The following is a 14,674-nucleotide window of genomic DNA, read 5'->3' as shown; positions in this document are numbered from 1 at the left end:
CGAAGTCATTCCTGCTCCTGCTCGTGATCGGGGGTCTCCGGGACGGCGCCCGCGACGGACGGTCCGCTGACGGACCTCGCCGTCCCGGCACGCCTTGGGGTTGGCACTCTCCAGGCGCGAGTGCCAGGCGCTCCCCCGCACTCTACTCACAACTTGCGCGTCACGCATATAGTGCGTGGCACGCAATATCAGGTAAGGTTGCCCTCATGAACGACGACGCCATGGACCTCCGGGCCCGCAACAGCCAGGCCACCCGGGAGGCGATCAGCCATGCCGCGCTGCGCCTGGCCATCGAGCAAGGCCCGCACGGGCTGGCCCTGGTCCGCGTCCATGACATCGCCACGGCCGCGGGAGTCTCGCCCCGGACCTACAACAACTACTTCTCCAGCAGGGCGGAGGCGATCTGCGCCTTCCAGGCCGACCAGTCCAGGCGCGTGGGGCAGGCGCTGCGCTCCCGGCCCGCCGACGAGCCGCTCGACCAGGCCGTCATCGCGGCCGTGATCGAGCTCTACACCAACCCCGAGCCCGACAGGGCCGGCCTGTCCATGATCATGTCGACACCCGAACTGGAGGGTGAGGCGCTGAAAGCGTTCAGCATGGCCGAGGGCCCGCTCGCCGAGGCGATCGCGACGCGCACCGGCACCGAACGCGACCTGTTCCCCGCCGTCATGGCCGCCGCGATCGCCGGCGCCATCCGCGTCGCGGGGCGGCGCTGGCTCGAGCCAGGCAACCCCGAACCCTTCGCCGCCATCCTGCGCCACGCCCTGTCCTGCGTCTTTCCGTGACGGAGGGTCAGCGGGCGATGAACTCGTACTCGACCTGCTCGATCGGGTTGCCGTCCCCGAAATCGTGCCCGCGGACCGCACCCGACTCGGTGAAGCCGGTCTTGGTGTAGAAGCGGCGTGACTGGGGTGTGTCGCGCAGCGTCCACAGATGCACCCCGCCGAAGCCGTCCTCGCGCAGCCTGCGCAGGGACGCGACCATCAGGGCGGCCGCGCTGCCGCTGCCCCACCCGTCCGGATGGTTGTAGAACCCGAAGATCTCCGCCCATCCCGGCCGCGTCGGCGAGGAGCCGAAGTAGGAGAAGGTCAGCGGCCGCCCCGCTCGCGCGGCGAGCAGGATGGTGTCCTGCCCCTTGGCGAGCACGTCGTGCCACTTCCCGCGCCGGTGCCGTACCGCTTCGGCGAAGAACGCCGGGTCGAAGAACCCGGCGTAGGCCGCCTTCCAGGACTCCGCGTGGATCTCCCCCAGCACCTCCCCATCACCCATGGAAGCGTCAACAATCACGAAGCCTTCGACCATAAGGTCACTCTATTGAGCAGGCCGTCGACGGAGGAGTCTTGGGATGAAGCTGACCTCAGACCAGGTTCTGGCCTGGCGGATGCGACGCCAGTTCCTCAACCGTCCGCCGGACGCCGGGACCGTTGCCATCGTCAAACGCCTGTGCGGCGTACAGGCGCAGGTCACGTCGAGCGCCGAACAGGCGGTGGCGGTACGACGAAGCACACCGAATCGGGGTGAGGTGGGCGAACGCCTCAGCGACCGCTCAATCGTCAAGACATGGGCAATGCGCGGCACTCTGCACCTGCTGGCCTCCGAGGACGCGGCGGCTTACCTGGCGCTGATCTCCGCCGCACGCACCTGGGAGAAGGGCTCCTGGCAGCGCACCTTCGCGACCGCCAAGCAACTCGCGGCGATCACCGACGCGGCGCGCGAGTCCCTGAACGGCACCGTGCTCAGCCGGGAGGAACTGACCACCGAGATCGTCAGAAAGACCGGGGACGACCTGATCGCCGAACAGTTGCGCTCCGGGTGGGGCGCGGTCCTCAAACCGCTCGCCTGGCAAGGACTCCTCGTCTACGGGCCCTCGGAAGGCAACCGGGTCACCTTCACCAGCCCCGAGACCTGGTTGCCGACCTGGCCTGGCCTGCCAGAACCAGACGAGGCGGCGCAAACGGTGATCCCCGCCTACCTCGGCGCCTTCGGCCCTGCCTCGATGACGACATTCGACCAGTGGCTGATCCGCGGACAGTCGAAAAAAGCCCAGATCAAATCCTGGTTCACCGATCTGGAACAGACTGGAAAACTGGTGCAGGTCGAGGTGGACGGCAAACAAGCATACGCCCGGACCGAAGACGTGGACGACCTCGCCACCACCGATCCGACCACCGAGATCCGGCTGCTCCCCGCATTCGACCAGTACGTCCTGGGACCCGGAACCAAGAACCCCCAGATCATCGCCCCCGAACGCCGCGACCACGTCAGCAAGGCCGCCGGTTGGATCTCCCCCGTAGTCATCGCCGGGGGCCGTGTCGTCGGCACCTGGACCACCGACGGCGAATCCCTCGACGTCATCCTGTTCACGGAGGCAGGCCCGGTCTCCAAACAGGCGATCGAGAAGGAGGCCGCACGACTCGGCGACACCCTGCGCGTCGGCGTACGAACCGGCTGACGGAGGAATGCTGTTGATCAGGCTTGTTCCATGAGTGGAGGCTGTGCCGGGTCAGTGGTGTGAACCCGCGAGGAGCCGTTCGTGATAGGTGGCTGGGCTGTTGCCCTCGTCCTGGGCGGCATCATCATGGCGGGCGCGTCCATACAGCGGCTGGCGGGGATCGGGTTCGCGCTGGTGGCGGTGCCTGCGCTGGTGCTGCTTCTCGGCCCGGCCGAGGGTGTGGTGCTCGCGAACTGCGCGGCCGGTGCCATCAGCGCGGTCGGGCTCGTCGGCACCTGGCGGGAGGTCCGCCTGGCCGCGATGATCCCATTGGTCACCGCGGCCGCCTGCACCGTGCCGGTCGGGGCCTGGGTGGCCGCCCGGTTGCCGGAGCCGGTACTGCTTGCGGGCATGGGGGTGCTGGTGAGCGCGGCCGTGCTGCTGGTGATGTGGGGCACGCGGCTGCCCGCCCTGCGCGGTGTCACAGGTGCGCTGGCCGCTGGTGCCGCCAGCGGGTTCATGAACTCCTCAGCCGGGGTAGGCGGCCCGGCTGTTTCCTTGTACGCGGTGAACGCGGGCTGGACGGTTCGGGAGTTCGTCCCGAACGCACAGTTCTACGGAGTCGTGGTGAACGCCTTCTCCATCGCGGCCAAGGGCCTGCCACAGCTCACCGTACCGACTTGGCTGGTGGTCACGGCCGGGATCGCCGCAGGCTCCGCGATCGGCAAGGCACTAGCCCAGCGGGTGCCGGAGCGCCCGGCCCGGCGGATAGTGCTGCTGCTTGCGCTGGCCGGCGGACTCACCACGCTGGGCAAGGGACTCTGGGGCCTGTAATCATGGTCTCCCCGATCTTTTGATGTCGCCCGTTCTCCTCTGCACCCCCGCCGCTGGGACGCATGCATGAGGACATGACCTGCAACCACCCTTGTGACCTATTGGTACCGTTCCGTTTCAGCAAGAGCGGCTTCAACGATTCCAGGGTCCGGCGAGTTGATCCGCCACCCCTCGCCTGCCCCGATGATCAAGGGCAGATAGCCGAATGATTCTGCGAATATGTTCACCCGTTCCACCGCCGAATTGATGTCCGACATCTCTATCCCGTGTACCGACATCAACTCCGCCGTGGGGAGCCCGACCTGTCCGGCGCGACTCAGCGTGAGCAGAATCGACCGGCGGACAGGCTCCAGGCGCTTTACGAGCAGAGCCAGATAGGTGCGGACGGACTCGGCGTCCTCCCAGCGAATGATCGGATTGCTTGCGGGATTTGAATCAGCAGCCGTCCCAGGCATCGTCGATGAAAGCTCCGTTCGGTGCTCCTTGGGTTGCGCGACAGGCCGTGATCGGGTCTCCGCCGCCAACCCCGGCGCCGGCGAATCCCAGCGTACGTCGGCTGTGACCAGGCATCCCATGCAATCTACTCGGTTGCGGAAAGTGTGTGCCAGACGGCGGGACATCCTCACGCACGTTTGAGAGGGTGAAGATTGCGAGGGTGTCTCTGACATGATCCCGAGAGGGGCGTTCATGACCGAGAAGATCGCAGGTGTTGCCGTTCCCGACTCGGCGCTGGCGCGAGAGGCCACCGAGTTCATCCGGGAAGTGGAGCCTCCGCTGCTGTACGACCACTCCCGGCGGGTGTACTTCTTCGGATCTTTGCAGGGGAAACGGCTTGGTCTGAAACCGGACGCCGAGTTGTTGTACGTGGGGGCGATGTTCCACGATCTCGGCCTGACCGAGGGTCACCGTAGTGACCAGCGTTTCGAGCTTGACGGTGCCGACGCGGCACGTCGTTTCCTGGCATCACGCAATGTGCCCGAAATCGACGTGCGCAAGGTGTGGGAGGCCATCGCGCTGCACACGACGCCGGAAGTGCCCTACCGGCTGGAGCCCGAGGTAGCGCTGGTTACCGCCGGTGTCGAGACCGACGTCCTCGGCTTCGGCTATGGCGAACTGGCCAAGGAGGACATCGACGCGGTGGTCGCGGCACATCCACGGCCGGACTTCAAGAATCGCATTCTCCGGGCGTTCACCGATGGATTCAAGGATCGGCCCGGCACCACGTTCGGCACGATGAATGCCGATGTCCTCGAACACTTCGTCCCCGATTTCAAGCACACCGACTTTGTCGAAGTAATCCGCGATTCCGACTGGCCCGAATAGGGCCTCACACGCGGTACAACGACTGTTTGGTGTAGGCGACGGGGATCGACGAGATGGGCTCGTCGAGCGAAACGCCGGGGCGCCGTCGGGCGATTGCGCGAACGTAGCCGAGATAGCGTCCGCTGTCGGCGGTGAGGGCGTCGATTTCCACGCTGTTGTCGGGGGCGACCGTATGCTGCCATTCCAGCCAGTGTTTCCAGCCGTCGGTCATGGCGTCCGCCAGTTCGACGTGGGCGATGGTGCTGCGTTCCCAGTGCCGCTGCCACCATTCGGCCGAGTGCAGGCAGGCCAGGCTCGGCTCCCACCACTCCTGGAGATGCTCGGGAACCGGCCCGTCGATCTCCTGCGCCAACCCCGCTCCGGCGATGCCGATCTGGCCCTCGGGTTTGACGAACCTGGCGAGATAGTTCAGGTAAAGGTCGTCGGTGCCGTAATAGAAGTACGAGTCGATGCTGACGATGGCGTCGAAGAAATCCGCGGCGAACGGCAGCGCCCGGGCGTCGGCATGGATGGGGAACACCGAATCGCCGACCCCGGCGTCGTGGAGGCGTTGCAGGCGCTCGTCGGCGCTGAACCACAAATCGGTGGCCCATACCTGAACACCGAACTCGCGGGACAGAAAGACCGATGAGGCTCCGCGGCCGCAGCCCAGATCCAGCACCCGCATTTCCGGCCGCAGGTCCATCGCCTCGGTCAGCCATTCGGTCAGCCACAATGAATTGGCGCCGCCGCTGACACTTGATCGGATCCACTCCGGGTGGTAACGCGAGGTCCGCGGAAACCGCGGTGACGCCAGGTAGTCCGTGGACATTGTTCTCCCAAACCAGGTCCTCGTGCCGGTGAGGCAAAGATGAGTAGCCCGGTACTCAAGCCCCCACGGCTTCATCGCCGATGATTGTGGCATGTTCGTAACCGGCGTACACCACATTAAAATCTGGGTTACCGATCTTGCCCGCAGCCGTGAATGGTATGAGAAGGTCTTCGACCTGGAGCTCTCGATGAGCTTCGAGGATCAGGACGGCGTCGTGCGGGGCATGGCGTTCCACGTGGCCGGGACCGACTTCGAGATCGCTCTGCGGGAGAATCGCCAACTCGCCGAGGCGCTCAATGACGCCGACCCGTTCGCCCTGGCCACGACCCGCGAAGGGCTGGACGAGTGGATCGCCCACCTGGACGCGCTGGGCATCGCGCACTCCCCGGTCATTCGCGCGTCCCGGGGGTACGGCCTGGGCTTCCGCGACCCCGACGGCGTCCAGATTCGCCTGTACGCCACCGACCCCACCGTCACGGCGGAATCGGGCGACCGCGTGCGGGTCCCACCGGTGAATCTCTAGCCTCGGGCTTTCGCCTAGACGGCGCAGGATCTGATCGTTCGCATCGGAAAAGTGCTCTCTGAACTGGAAGGATAGGGCTTCTCGAAGATCCTTTCCGCACGAGTTCCGGAGCACTTTTCCCGTGGTGCGACACGAGGTCGCTGGTTACGAGTGAGTTCGTCATTGGGAGGACCGGTGAAGCCGGTGACGTCCTCCTTCAGTCAGGCGGACCAGCATCGTGCCGGTGTTAGCGCCGCGCAGTACGCCGAGGAAGGCGGCCGGAGCCTGGTCGAGACCCTCGGCCACCGTCTCCCGGGTTCGCAGGCTGCCGTCGGCGAGCCAGGCCGCGGCCTTGGCGAGGTACTCGGGGGAGCGGTCGAGATGGTCGCTCACCAGTACGCCGCGCATGGTCAGCCGTTTGGTGACACGTCGTACAGGTTGCTTGGGCCGGACTCAGCACCCATCCTGCCGGCCTACGCCTCCGGCCGCCGCTCGACCAGCTCCACCCACCCGGGGAGCTCCCCGCCCAGGGCTGCCACAATCGGGACACCCCGCCACAGACCCGCTGGGAGCGTCCTAGTCTGGGCCTATGACGGCCCTGACCAAACTTCTCGCTTACAACTGCCTCACGGGAGAAGCTACTGGCTCGGTGGAGTTGCGCGGCCGAAACCTGATTTGCAGTGACCGGGCGCTAGAGCAGACCGTCGCTCACAAGGCTGATCGTCACGGCTGGACTCCAGAGCAGGCCATGAACGGACTGAACGGCCATGTAACCGGGTACACGGTCTTCCTCCCCGAGGGCGCTCGACCGCCGGGACCACGGTAGCCAGCCCTGTCTACCCCGGACATGACGAAATCGGCCCGCCCTCCCGGCCTTCCTTCTAGCGGTCGTCGCAACACCCCAGCTCGGGGAAGTTGGCGTGTGCGGGGTGGCAGTGGGTGAGGTCGAGGTCGATGAGGGTGGCGCCGGTCAGGTTGATGCGCATGTCTTCCCAGAAGCGGGGGTCGGCGGGGTGGCCGGTGTGGCGTTGGTCGGGGGTGCGCTGGTCGCGGAGGTGGTCGGCCAGGATGGTCTGGGCAGTGAGGCTGACCTGGCGTTCCCCCTCGCGGTCGGGGGCGGTCTCCCCGGCTGGGCTCGCGGCGGCCCACGGGGCCCGGAGCGTGCGGCGCTCCGGGATCGTGCGGCGGGTAGGGCGGGGTGTAAGGCATGCGCAGATAGGCGCAGATCACGTTCACGATGGTCTGGCGGCGGGCGGGGTTGTCCTGGGCCAGCCGTTCCAGGGCGTACAGGCCGGCCAGCCGGACGGCGGCCTTGTCGTCGCCCAGCTGCTCGGCGGCTTTGGTGTACAGGTCGGTGACCCGGCGTTCGGTGGCGTCGTGCTTAGTGTTGTCGGCGATCTTCTCCGCCAGTGCCGCGTTGCGGTCGGCCAGGTCTGCGTTGCGTTCGGCCAGGTAGGCGGTGGCGTGCGCGGCGTGCTCCTGGTGACGCTGGCGGCGGAAGGCCAGCATCAGGGTGACCGCCGCCCCCACCCCGGCGCCGGTGGCCAGCGCGGTCTGCAACGCCCCCTGCGTAGCGGTGGCCTCAGCCACGCTCCATCCGGCGGACAGCAGCCACCAGGCCACCCCGCCGACCAGCAGCGTGACCGGGACGATCCACCAGGCGGCGGCCTTCGGGGTCCGCAACTGCGGAGGCATCATCACCTTGAGCAACCGCGGGAAATCCAGTCGGCGGCGGGTCCACCCTGGGGGTACGGCGCGGCAGTAACGGCATACCTTCCATTCCAATCGCCGCACCGCCGGTCGGCGGCCGTCGTCACCGAACCGTCGTTTTGACGGCGATCGAGCGGCACCGAAACCTGTTTACGAGGGAAGATCATCGGGGTTTTTCCTGCTCGGATGACCGCATTTCACTCGGCGGCGAGCGGCTCGTCTTCCCCGGCCCGAGCGCGGTTCCTCAGGGAGCGCGCCGGACCGCGAGCGGCCTCTACCTCAACTAGAACCAGCCGCGGTCACGGCCGAAGTTCGGCCAGTTGACGCTCCCATCATCGCCATCACCTCCGCCCCCCGAGCCGGAGCCGCTCCAACCGTAGTTGAATCCGACGACGAACTTGATGCCCCGCCCGAACTTGATGCGCGTGCCGGCCTTTGGGGATTGGGAGATCACTCGATCGTCGACCCCCACCGGGAGCGAGGTCACTTCCTTGGAGTCCGAGTCGGTGGCATCCTCGATGGGCTCCAGGAGCTTCTTGGCGCGTTTCTCGCTCATGCCGACGAGGTTGGGCATGGTCTTGTGCTTCCGGTACCAGGACAGTTGTGCCCTGGTGTAGAACCACACCTCAATTGTTTCGCCGGGATCAACAATTGCGCCAACGGCCGGTTTTATCCGATAGATCGTGCAATCGACATCGGTGTAGCACGAGGAGTTCCCGATGCCGATCGCGTCGACATCGAGGCCCAACGACTCCAGCTGATCTTCGGCCGTGCTCACCTGCTTCCCGATCAGGGCTGGCACCGCAGTGGGGCCGACGGACTGGGCGGCGACGGCCTCATCGTCATCGCCCTTGAATAACTGGTTACAGCCGCCGACGATGGCGGCCAAGATGAAAAAGATCAGGCATCCGCTGGCATTGCTGTTCCTACGAGCCATATCGGCATGGTAGAGAAATGCGGCACCCAAAGTGACTTGCGTTATCTGACGTAGACAATTCTCGGCAGAAATCGCGTTAGCGGCCCGCGCAATCCGGAATTGATGGCCAGCCGGATCGAGTCACGCAGGTAACTTCTTCTACCTCTTCGAGCTTGACCGTGCCCGTGAGGGGAGAGCTCCGTCGACCACCACCTCGTCCGGGCGTCGCTTCACGGCGTGCCGTTTCGGGCGATCGCCGTCAAAACCGAAGGGGTCGGTGTCCCGGGCACGGCTATGGTTCCCGCTGTGGACTTCCAGCAGGAGCTCGACACCCTCGCGTGTCCGAGCTGTCGCGAACAACAGCTGATCCTTGAAGCCCGCAGCGAGGGCTACGCTTGGCGCGCTGCTGTGCCCCTGTCGGCTACGGCTCATGCGGCCAGGTCGTCGTCTACATCAGGCTGCTGTCCGGGTTGCGCCAGATGTGGCCGCCCACGCGTCCGCCGTTCGAATCTTCCATCCCCGCCGCGCTGGCTGACAGCCTCGCCGAGGCGCAGGTGTGCCACGACAGTGGAGCCCACACCGCCGCGACCATCATGGTTCGGCGCCTGCTTGAAGCCCTGTGCGCCGATCACGGCGTCAGCGCGACGACCGCAAAGGGTGGGTTCAGGTCGCTGAACACCAAGCTGCAGGAGTCGCACACGAGCGGTGTGATCACCGGGCAGCTCTACGACTGGGCGATCCACCTCAAGGATGTCGGCAACGATGGCGCTCATGACACCGACTCGCGTGCGGCGTTCGACGACGCTGCGGATGCGATCGCGCTGGCCCAGCACATGCTCGGGCATTTGTACGTCACTCCGGAGCTGCGCCGAAAGACCACCGCCGCCTTGTTCGCGCGCAACTGGCGGCTGGGCCAGCTCGTTCCCGGGGCTGGCAATTCGTCTTCGCCATAAGCACCAGCGGCACTACGCTCCCGGGCGCGGCTCCACCCGCTCCTCGGCATGCTGGACGGCCTCCGGGCAGGGGTCAGGCGACGTCGACGCAGTCGGCGAGATACAAAGGGCTGCCATTGGGATGTGACGGCCCTTTCAGCGCTCGTGGGAGCGAAGTCGACGGTCACGCGCGATGCGTTTCGCCCCAGGAATTAACCCTTGCGTCAGGGAAATTGACTCCATCTTGACTACGGACTGGTGGGCGGTCACCGTCGAGACAAATCGAGATATTCCCCTTCTATGGCGAGGGAGGGCTAGATCGCGATGGACACCACCGATGCCACCCAACGATCCGGAGACCGTGACCGTGGCGGCTTTGATTTGACCAACCGGTTGCTGGCGCAGGTCCCTGCCGATCGGGCCGGGGATTTTTGGTCGGTGGGCGATTATGGCGATGGAGGGATCGTGGTGAGCGGGGCTGGCTCTCTCACCGCCGTATCCGGGAGAACGCAAGGGATGACCTGGCCGCTCTTAGTCGATCGTCGCCGTTACGCTGGGAGCAACCGTCCGCGCGGGACAGCGAGGTTCGATCCATCCTGGATAGGGATTCAGCGTGACCTGAACACGGCGACCGTGCTCACCGATTCCGGCTATGTAGGAGAAGGTGATCATGAGGCCCTTGCCGCAATCCTGGAGCAGACGATGCGGGCCGGGGTCAATGTGACCGCTGTCCTTCCATTGCACATCTCCTGGCTTGCCGATCCCGGAGTGAAGTTCTTAATCAGCGAGGTAAATCAGCGCGAGACACCGGTGGCGCTCGTTTTGGAGCATGCCAGTGACCCACTCCGTACCCAGTACGCGGTCAACGGGCTCAAGCACCTGCTCAGCCAAGCACAGGTATCGGTCGGCTTGCTTTGCACCGATATCTCCGGCTTGGGGGCGATCGCTTACGGCGCATCATGGGCCGCGGTCGGGGTTACCTCCGCGTTGCGGCATCTGTACCCAGCTGACAAGAAAGGTCGCCCTTCCGGGCCGCAGCGACCACGGCATGCGATCGTTCCGCGGCTGATGACATTTATGAACGTTGAACGCATTGCCGAGGGCTGGGCCCACGTCCAGCGCCACGACGATTTGGATGAGAGCCTGTGGCGCTGTGACTGCGTGGAATGCGGGAACCGCACCATGGACCGGTTCACCACCTGCACAGATCTCAGCCTCGCCGCCCACAACATCTGCGTCCTGGACGACCTTCACCAGCAGATCACCACTCCGGACTCATGGAAGCGGGCGATCAGCAACGCGCTGGGCTCGTACGGATGGATCCAAGACGAGTTTCACATCACCTGGGAACCGCCCGCTTTCATGAATGCCTGGATGCCCAGATCTTGGCGCTGAGCGGCTTGCTGAGACAGCACGGCGTCGTAGACGACTTCTTCCACCAGGCGATGGACCCATGTCCGCCCGGCACCGACACGGGTATCGGGGGGCTGAATTACCTCATGGGGCTGTTCGGCGGTCACCAGGCCAAAGCCGTGATAAATGGCCTCGGCTCGCACTCCATCCCGGTGTGCGATTCTCGCTGGCAGGACGGCCACACGGGCGCCAAAAGCGGCGAACTCCGCCAGGTTCGCCCGGGCCGACTGCCAGGAGGCTCGTGCGGCGACAGCTCCGCGAATGCGTATTGGTGACGGCCGCTTGAGGAACGAGGGTTCGACGTGTGCCCGGCAGTGCAGCAACAGGGCGTCGGCCGTGGGCAGCAATCCTGCGTCCTGCCGCCTGGCGTGTTCGGAGTCGTCCAGCTCGCACACCACCATGCGGGGGGTGCTGAGGGCTCGCACCATGACCATCTGGCAGCCCTGCCACCCCAGTGCGGGAAGTACACCCGACGGAAGTCTCTCCGTAGAGGAAGCGCGATTCGGCATTGCATTGGTCCTTCCGGGCTGGCCAGCAGGGCTTCGCCGGCCATTTGCCCCTGGTCGTTGGGGTCGTGACCCTGTTCTTGGGCTACGTGTGGAAGCGGTTCGTGCTAGCAAACCGGTGGTCCACGGGTCCTAACCCTGACGGGAGATCGCGATCGACGACTGCCGAACCGGGGCATCCGGTTGTCCACGTGCTGGATCGGTGGAATTGGTTGCGCGGGACTGCGTTTGGTGTCGTACACCCTTCCGGCTCCCAGATTGCACCCTGCGAAGTGGGGGACGTCTGCATCCACGAAGCGCAATCAGACGGACAAGGCAGCGTCGGCGCCTGCCCAGTCGAAGGCCGCGAAGGACCCAGAGAGCGCCACCGCGCGGTCCGGTTGGGCCCGCCGGGCGCAGTCGGCGGCGGACAAGAACCCCCGGGAGAGCTGTCACAAGAAGTGACCAGCATTCATGAGTCGGATCTCGGCGAGGGTCATGTCCATGGCCGAGGTGTTCGTCGTGCGCGGCGGCAAGATCGGCGAGCGCCGGGCCTGGGTGAGCGAGCTGAAGGAGAACGGCTACCGCTGAGCTTCAGTGGCGCCGACCGTGTGTAGGGCGATCGTGCGGTAGCGGGTGGCGATTTCGGGTGGGGTGAGCGGGCCCGCCGGGTCGTACCAGGTGACGATGGCCTGGAACATGCCGAGCAGGGCGCGGGTGGTGTCTTCCGGGGAGGAGACGTCGAAGGTCCGGGACTGGTGGCCTGCGCGGACCACGCCGAGGAGCAGGTTCTCCAGTTGTTTGCGGGCTGCGGCGTAGTGGCGGCGGCTTTCTGGTTCCAGGTAGCGGAGTTCGGAGTCGAGCACGGTCAGGGCTGAGCGGTGGGTGACCGTGAGGACGATGCTCTCGACGATGTTGGTGAAGCGGGCCCGCGGGGTGGGGGCGGCTTCATCGTGGGCGGCGCCGGCGCGGGACAGGAGTTCGCCGACGCAGGCGTCCAGGAGGGCGACCAGGATCGCCTGCTTGCTGGGGTAGTGGTAGTAGAGGCCCGGCACGGTGACCCCGGCGTGGGTCGCGAGTTCGCGGACCGAGCTGCCGTGGTAGCCGCGGGCGGTGAAGACCTCCAGCGCGCCGCGGAGGATGGGCGGCAGGTCCAGCGGGGGGTAGTGCCGCCAGTGTGCGGGCGCCATCCGGGTCGTCACTCCTCTCAAGGGTTGAAGGCTAACGGGAGCCGGGCTTGTGCGTCGACGCGGCCCGAGTTACTTTAGCGACCGTTAAGTCAACAAAGTAGAGGGTTGAGGCCGATGGGCTCCATCGACGGCAGGGTGGCCCTGGTCACCGGGGCGGGGCAGGGAATCGGGCGGGCGATCGCCCTCAAGCTGGCCGCCGAGGGCGCCCGGGTCGTGGTGAACGACATCGACGCCGACGCGGCGCACGACACGCTGGAGACGATCGGCAAGGTCGGCGCGAGCGGGGTCGCGGTGGTGGGCAGCGTCACCGACGAGGAGTTCGCGGGCCGGTTCGTGCGCACCGCCGTGGACCGGTTCGGCGCGCTGGACATCATCGTCAACAACGCCGGTTACACCTGGGACGGGGTGATCCAGCGGATGACCGACGAGCAGTGGGAGGCCATGCTGGCCGTGCACGTGACCGCGCCGTTCCGGATCCTGCGCGCGGCCCAGCCGGTGATCAGCGGCCTGCACCGGGCGGAGCGGGAGGCCGGTATCGCGCACACCCGCAAGGTGGTCAACATCTCCTCGATCTCCGGCTTGGACGGCAATCCCGGCCAGGTCAACTATTCCAGCGCCAAGGCCGCCGTGGTCGGGCTGACCAAGACCCTGTCCAAGGAGTGGGGCCGCTACCAGGTGACCGTCAACGCGGTCGCGTTCGGCTTCATCCAGACCCGGCTGACCCAGGCCAGGTCGGTCGCCGACGGCCATATCACCGTGGCGGGGCACGAGGTCAGGGTCGGCATGCCGGACGAGCGGGTGTCGGAGCTGGAGGCGGCCATCCCGCTGGGCCGGGCCGGCACGCCGGAGGAGGCGGCCGGAGCGGTGTACCTGTTCTGCGCGCCGGAATCCGACTACATCAGCGGGGAGACCCTCGTCTGCGGCGGCGGCTACCACTTCTGACCCCATAACGACCAGGTCCACGGGAGGCGTACGCGCCCCCGTGGATTTGGCGTGCGCGGAATTCTCACCCCCTGTAACAAGCCCGTAACACCCATTTCTCCGGTATTGCGGCACATGTTAGGGCCGACCCATTATGTACCGATCAGTCAGTACAGAGGAGCCATGGTGACAAGCTCAGTGGCCTCGGAAACCCCCGTCGGCGGTGTTCGCCGCCGGCTCGCCGCGATGGATCAGGGCTACATCGTCGCGGGCGTGCTGCTCGCCCTGGTGGTGGTGTTCTCGGTGACGTTGCCGGGCTTCTTCTCCACCGCCAACCTGCTCAACGCCGCCAGAAGCGCCTCGGTCCTGGGGCTGCTGGCCATCGGCATGGCCGTGGTGGTCATCGCCCGCGGGCTCGACCTGTCGGTCGTGATCATCATGAGCGTCAGCTGCGCGATGGCCGTCGAGCTGATGCTCGCCGGTCACGGCGAGGCGGCCGCGCTGGGCGCCGGCCTGCTGATCGCGCTCGGCCTGGGCCTGGTCAACGGCCTGCTGGTGGCCTACGTCGAGGTGCCGCCGCTGTTCGTGACGCTGGCGACCAGCCTGCTCTACCTCGGGTTCTTCCGGCTCGTGCTGCTGCCCAAGGACCAGCAGGCCGTTCCGGCCGGGGCGAGCCTGATGACCTGGCTGGGGCGCGGCTCGGTTCTCGGGGTGCCCAGCCCGGTCCTGGTCCTGGCCGCGGCGGCGGCCCTGGCCACCTGGTTCATGTCCCGCAACTACGGCAGGTTCGTCCGGGCGCAGGGCGACAACCCGGCCGCGGCCGCGCTGGTGGGCCTGCCCACCCGGCCGCTGCTGGTCTCCACCTACCTGGTGTCCGCGTCCGCCGCCTTCGTGGCCGGCGTCGTGGGCGTCTCGGTGGCCGGCTCGTACGACCTGCGGGCCGCGGTCACCGGAACCCAGCTGTACGACGTCATCGCGGTGGTCGTGATCGGCGGCGTGAGCCTCGCGGGAGCGCGGGGCAGCATCGGCGGCGTCGTCTGCGCCGCCCTCCTCCTCGGCGTCATCGGCAACGCGATGACGCTGCTGAACATGAGCGTCATCGAACAGTCCCTGTCGAAGGCGTTCATCGTCCTGCTGGCGATCGTGCTGGACAGCCTCCTCCATCCCCGTGATGAGGAGACCGCACGTGCCGGCGACATGTGACAC

General features: G+C 66.5%; 17 protein-coding genes. 9 read left to right on the top strand and 8 right to left on the bottom strand.

Annotation, left to right across the window (positions count from 1 at the left end; all coding sequences use genetic code 11):
• Positions 1–206 precede the first annotated feature (206 nt).
• Positions 207–785 (top strand): TetR/AcrR family transcriptional regulator, encoded by a 579-nt coding sequence (locus Amac_RS36070; protein WP_155358899.1) that lies wholly within the window; start codon positions 207–209, stop codon positions 783–785.
• A gap of 7 nt (positions 786–792) precedes the next feature.
• Here the strand turns inward: Amac_RS36070 and Amac_RS36065 are convergent, their stop codons facing one another.
• Entirely contained in the window at positions 793–1,287 is a 495-nt protein-coding gene (locus tag Amac_RS36065) for a GNAT family N-acetyltransferase (protein WP_246268944.1), read from the bottom strand.
• Between the two features lie 58 nt (positions 1,288–1,345).
• Between Amac_RS36065 and Amac_RS36060 the strand changes: the two genes are divergently transcribed.
• Both Amac_RS36060 and Amac_RS36055 read left to right on the top strand, forming a co-directional pair.
• A complete protein-coding gene (locus Amac_RS36060) occupies positions 1,346–2,452 on the top strand; it encodes a winged helix DNA-binding domain-containing protein (RefSeq protein WP_155358897.1) in 1,107 nt (368 codons plus the stop codon).
• Between the two features lie 81 nt (positions 2,453–2,533).
• Complete coding sequence (locus Amac_RS36055) at positions 2,534–3,265, top strand: sulfite exporter TauE/SafE family protein (protein ID WP_155358896.1); 732 nt, start codon at positions 2,534–2,536, stop codon at positions 3,263–3,265.
• A 98-nt stretch (positions 3,266–3,363) separates the two neighbouring features.
• Here Amac_RS36055 and Amac_RS36050 read toward each other — a convergent pair whose 3' ends face one another.
• Complete coding sequence (locus Amac_RS36050; RefSeq protein WP_155358895.1) at positions 3,364–3,720, bottom strand: hypothetical protein; 357 nt, start codon at positions 3,718–3,720, stop codon at positions 3,364–3,366.
• 232 nt (positions 3,721–3,952) lie between these two features.
• On the opposite strand from Amac_RS36050, the gene Amac_RS36045 reads away from it, so the two are divergent.
• Positions 3,953–4,588 carry an HD domain-containing protein gene (locus Amac_RS36045; RefSeq protein ID WP_155358894.1) on the top strand — a complete coding sequence of 212 codons (636 nt, stop codon included), beginning with the start codon at positions 3,953–3,955 and terminating at the stop codon, positions 4,586–4,588.
• 4 nt (positions 4,589–4,592) lie between these two features.
• Here Amac_RS36045 and Amac_RS36040 read toward each other — a convergent pair whose 3' ends face one another.
• Positions 4,593–5,399 (bottom strand): SAM-dependent methyltransferase, encoded by an 807-nt coding sequence (locus Amac_RS36040; RefSeq protein WP_155358893.1) that lies wholly within the window; start codon positions 5,397–5,399, stop codon positions 4,593–4,595.
• Between the two features lie 91 nt (positions 5,400–5,490).
• Here Amac_RS36040 and Amac_RS36035 point away from each other — a divergent pair, with 91 nt between their 5' ends.
• Entirely contained in the window at positions 5,491–5,922 is a 432-nt protein-coding gene (locus Amac_RS36035; RefSeq protein ID WP_155358892.1) for a VOC family protein, read from the top strand.
• Between the two features lie 159 nt (positions 5,923–6,081).
• On the opposite strand, the gene Amac_RS36030 is transcribed toward Amac_RS36035, so the two are convergent.
• From Amac_RS36030 to Amac_RS36020, 3 genes are all read right to left on the bottom strand, one after another.
• Positions 6,082–6,309, bottom strand: coding sequence for a hypothetical protein (locus Amac_RS36030; protein ID WP_218041493.1), 228 nt, complete (start codon positions 6,307–6,309; stop codon positions 6,082–6,084).
• Between the two features lie 315 nt (positions 6,310–6,624).
• Positions 6,625–7,599, bottom strand: coding sequence for a hypothetical protein (locus Amac_RS55495; RefSeq protein WP_218041492.1), 975 nt, complete (start codon positions 7,597–7,599; stop codon positions 6,625–6,627).
• A 295-nt stretch (positions 7,600–7,894) separates the two neighbouring features.
• Entirely contained in the window at positions 7,895–8,548 is a 654-nt protein-coding gene (locus Amac_RS36020; protein ID WP_155358891.1) for a PASTA domain-containing protein, read from the bottom strand.
• Positions 8,549–8,922: 374 nt separating this feature from the next.
• On the opposite strand from Amac_RS36020, the gene Amac_RS36015 reads away from it, so the two are divergent.
• Complete coding sequence (locus Amac_RS36015) at positions 8,923–9,480, top strand: DUF4145 domain-containing protein (RefSeq protein WP_155358890.1); 558 nt, start codon at positions 8,923–8,925, stop codon at positions 9,478–9,480.
• A 303-nt stretch (positions 9,481–9,783) separates the two neighbouring features.
• Complete coding sequence (locus tag Amac_RS36010) at positions 9,784–10,854, top strand: hypothetical protein (RefSeq protein WP_155358889.1); 1,071 nt, start codon at positions 9,784–9,786, stop codon at positions 10,852–10,854.
• On the opposite strand, the gene Amac_RS36005 is transcribed toward Amac_RS36010, so the two are convergent.
• Both Amac_RS36005 and Amac_RS35995 read right to left on the bottom strand, forming a co-directional pair.
• Positions 10,794–11,306, bottom strand: a complete 513-nt coding sequence (locus tag Amac_RS36005) for a hypothetical protein (protein ID WP_155358888.1) — start codon at positions 11,304–11,306, stop codon at positions 10,794–10,796. The two genes, Amac_RS36010 and Amac_RS36005, sit on opposite strands and share 61 nt — an antisense overlap.
• A gap of 632 nt (positions 11,307–11,938) precedes the next feature.
• Positions 11,939–12,547: a TetR/AcrR family transcriptional regulator gene (locus Amac_RS35995; RefSeq protein WP_155358887.1), complete on the bottom strand. Its 609-nt coding sequence runs from the start codon at positions 12,545–12,547 to the stop codon at positions 11,939–11,941.
• Between the two features lie 114 nt (positions 12,548–12,661).
• Between Amac_RS35995 and Amac_RS35990 the strand changes: the two genes are divergently transcribed.
• A complete protein-coding gene (locus Amac_RS35990) occupies positions 12,662–13,489 on the top strand; it encodes an SDR family NAD(P)-dependent oxidoreductase (protein WP_155358886.1) in 828 nt (275 codons plus the stop codon).
• Between the two features lie 162 nt (positions 13,490–13,651).
• On the top strand, positions 13,652–14,671 hold the full coding sequence (locus Amac_RS35985) for an ABC transporter permease (protein WP_218041491.1): 1,020 nt from the start codon (positions 13,652–13,654) through the stop codon (positions 14,669–14,671).
• The last annotated feature ends 3 nt before the right edge of the window (positions 14,672–14,674 follow it).

The sequence above is a fragment of the Acrocarpospora macrocephala genome (assembly GCF_009687865.1).
Lineage (GTDB): Bacteria > Actinomycetota > Actinomycetes > Streptosporangiales > Streptosporangiaceae > Acrocarpospora > Acrocarpospora macrocephala.
This window is presented reverse-complemented; position numbering and strand designations above follow the sequence as displayed.